A 2,805-nucleotide genomic window follows, 5' to 3' on the forward strand; every position below is an offset into this window, starting at 1 on the left:
GCCGATGCTGATGTCCTGGCCGGGATCGAGATCGAGGACCGGGTGGTCCCCGGCCCGCCGGGAGCGCCGGACGTCGCGGTCCGCATCTACCGGCCGAAGGAACCCGGTGCGCCGTGGCCCGCTTTGCTGTGGATCAACGGCGGTGGGTTTGCAAGGGGTGGCGCGGGGGGCGGCATCGAAACGGCCCACCCGGACGTCGTGCGGATCTGTGCCAGGGCCGGGGCGGTCGTGGTGGCGCCGAAGTACCGGCTGGCTCCGCAGAACCCGTTCCCGGCGGGTCTTGAGGACTGTTACGCCACCCTGCTGTGGCTGGTCGACCAGGCCGACGTCCTCGGCATCGACCGCGACCGGGTGGCCGTCGGCGGCGCGAGCGCCGGTGGGGGGCTGGCCGCAGGCCTGGCGCTGCTCGCCCGGGACAGGGGCGGCCCGTCCCTGCGCTACCAGCTCCTGGTGATTCCCGAGCTGGACGACCGGCTGGACACCCCATCCATGATCGAATTCATTGACGCGCCCTTGTGGAACCGGCCGGACGCCATGCTGAGCTGGCAGCACTACCTGGGGCGTTCGGGTGACGCCGCACCCGGCGACGACGTGTCGCCGTACGCGGCGCCGGCCCGCGCCACCGACCTCACCGGCCTGCCACCCGCCTATGTCTCGACCGCCGAGTTCGACCCGCTGCGCGACGAGGGGATCGAATACGCCCTGGCCCTGCTGCGGGCGGGCGTGTCGGTTGAGCTGCACCAGTTCCCGGGGACGTTCCACGGGCCGAACCTGGGGCGTACGGAAGCGGTGTCCAGACGGCAGGAGCGGGAGATCCTCGACGTCCTGCGCCGCGCCCTGCGCCCCGTGCGGGTCTGACCGTCGTAGCCGAACCATGATCGTGTGCACCCGTGTGCCGACCCGGCGGTGCGTGGGCCGCCAGCTTGTGCGCTCTTACCCGGCTGGCCGCACCCGCTCGCATGGACCGTGGTCACGAGTGGAAGGTTGACATCCCAGAAAGCCGCAAATCGGACGTGAGATGTACGTCTACCTTCCACTCGTGCGCAGGCAACGGCGGTGGCGGTCGTACGCGACTTCCCCCGGGGTCTGGGCCGAGGCCGGGGCCGAGGCCGGGGCCGGGGTCAGAGTCGCCGGGGTCAGTCCTCGGGGATCTCCTCCCACCACTGGCACCACCAGTCGCCGCCGACCAGGATGCGCAGCTTCGGGTGCCAGCAGTAGGTGATGTCCCTGTCGCCGTCGAGGTAGTACAGGCAGTTGTCGCACCGCTCGTCGCCGTTGGGCTTGCCGCGCAGGATTGCGTCCTCAGCGAGGTGGCCGAGCTTCACGCTCAGCTCCTCGTCGATCGGCTTCGGCTCCGGCGCGCCGACATCGTAGACGGGTGTGGTTTCGCTCACCTGGCTGCCTCCGGGCTGGGGTCTCTGGCTGGCGTCTCCGCTGGGGCCTTCGGCTGGGGTCTCCAGGACGGGGTCTCCAAGGACGCGCGGAAAGCCTATCCGCGACGTCGTCGCGCGTGCTTCGGGGCACATCAGCCTGGAGGGCCAAAGGGCGTGCGACGATCGTCAGATCGCGCGCCCGGAGGCCGCAGTCCCCGGAGCACTAATGGCAGCCTGTACCGTCGATGGGTGCGTATCGCCAGGTTCACCGACGGGACGGAACCGGCCTTCGGGATCGTGGAAGGTGCCCTCGAGCGGGGTGAGGCCACGGTGGCCACGATCACCCCCCATCCCTTCGGTGCGTTCAGCTTCACCGGCGCGCGGCACGTGCTCGGCGACGTGCGGCTGCTGGCGCCGGTGCTGCCGAGCAAGGTGCTGTGCGTCGGCAAGAACTATGCCGACCATGCCCGGGAGATGGGCGGCGACGCCTCGCCGCAGAGCCCGTTGCTCTTCCTGAAGCCCTCGACGAGCGTGATCGGCCCCGGTGACCCGATCGTCCTTCCCCCCGACAGCGAGCGGGTCGACTACGAAGGTGAGCTTGCGATCGTCGTCGGGCGCCTGTGCCGGGATGTCCCCGTGGAGCGGGCTCTGGACGTCGTCCTCGGGTTCACCTGCGCGAACGACGTCACCGCCCGCGATCAGCAGCAGGCCGACGGTCAGTGGACCCGGGCCAAGGGGCATGACACCTTCTGCCCGGTCGGGCCGTGGATCGAGACCGATCTCGACCCGTCCGACCTGGCCATCCGCACCACCCTCGACGGCGAACTCCGGCAGGACTCCCGGACGAAGTCGCTGCTGCACGACGTCGCGTCACTGATCGCGTACATGTCGGCGGCGATGACGTTGCTGCCAGGTGACCTCCTGCTGACCGGAACGCCGGCCGGGGTGGGCCCGATGAGCCCCGGGCAGACCGTGGCCGTCACGGTCGAAGGGATCGGCACCCTCGCCAACCCGGTGACGTCCCGCTGACACCGGCTCCCGGTCCCGGCGGTTGGTCTCGGACACGCGGCAGGGCACAGGTCCCGGCCGCTCCCCGGCTGGATGCGGTACAGTAGGCCTCGCCCGCAAGGGCAACCTTGGGGTATGGGGTAATTGGCAGCCCAACGGATTCTGGTTCCGTTAGTCTAGGTTCGAGTCCTGGTACCCCAGCGTCAGACTTTCTGCGCTGCGAAGTACAGTGTGTCTGAAGTACAGTGTGTCCGGAGTAAGAGGTGTTTGAAGTCACGAGCAGCTGGCCCCGTCGTCTAGTGGCCTAGGACGCCGCCCTCTCAAGGCGGTAGCGCCGGTTCGAATCCGGTCGGGGCTACACCCGCACGACCTGCACAGAAGGCTCCCTGACCAGGGCAAACCCGGTCAGGGAGCCTTCGTCGTC

Annotated in this window: 3 protein-coding genes and 2 tRNA genes; 4 read left to right on the plus strand and 1 reads right to left on the minus strand. The window is 69.6% G+C overall.

Annotated features, from left to right (window positions below; all coding sequences use genetic code 11):
• A partial coding sequence (locus U9980_RS23325) for an alpha/beta hydrolase (protein WP_322769899.1) occupies nt 1-858 on the plus strand: 858 nt, incomplete at its 5' end.
• 278 nt (nt 859-1,136) lie between these two features.
• Here U9980_RS23325 and U9980_RS23330 read toward each other — a convergent pair.
• Entirely contained in the window at nt 1,137-1,394 is a 258-nt protein-coding gene (locus U9980_RS23330) for a hypothetical protein (RefSeq protein WP_322750579.1), read from the minus strand.
• Nucleotides 1,395-1,622: 228 nt separating this feature from the next.
• Between U9980_RS23330 and U9980_RS23335 the strand changes: the two genes are divergently transcribed.
• The 3 genes from U9980_RS23335 to U9980_RS23345 all read left to right on the plus strand — a co-directional run bounded on the left by U9980_RS23335 (nt 1,623) and on the right by U9980_RS23345 (nt 2,739).
• Nucleotides 1,623-2,402: a fumarylacetoacetate hydrolase family protein gene (locus U9980_RS23335; RefSeq protein ID WP_322769900.1), complete on the plus strand. Its 780-nt coding sequence runs from the start codon at nt 1,623-1,625 to the stop codon at nt 2,400-2,402.
• A 108-nt stretch (nt 2,403-2,510) separates the two neighbouring features.
• Nucleotides 2,511-2,582 (plus strand) — tRNA-Gln (locus tag U9980_RS23340).
• A gap of 84 nt (nt 2,583-2,666) precedes the next feature.
• Nucleotides 2,667-2,739 (plus strand) — tRNA-Glu (locus U9980_RS23345).
• Nucleotides 2,740-2,805 lie beyond the last annotated feature (66 nt).

Source organism: Protofrankia sp. Cr1 (genome assembly GCF_963555865.1).
In the GTDB taxonomy this organism is placed as follows: Bacteria; Actinomycetota; Actinomycetes; order Frankiales; family Frankiaceae; genus Protofrankia.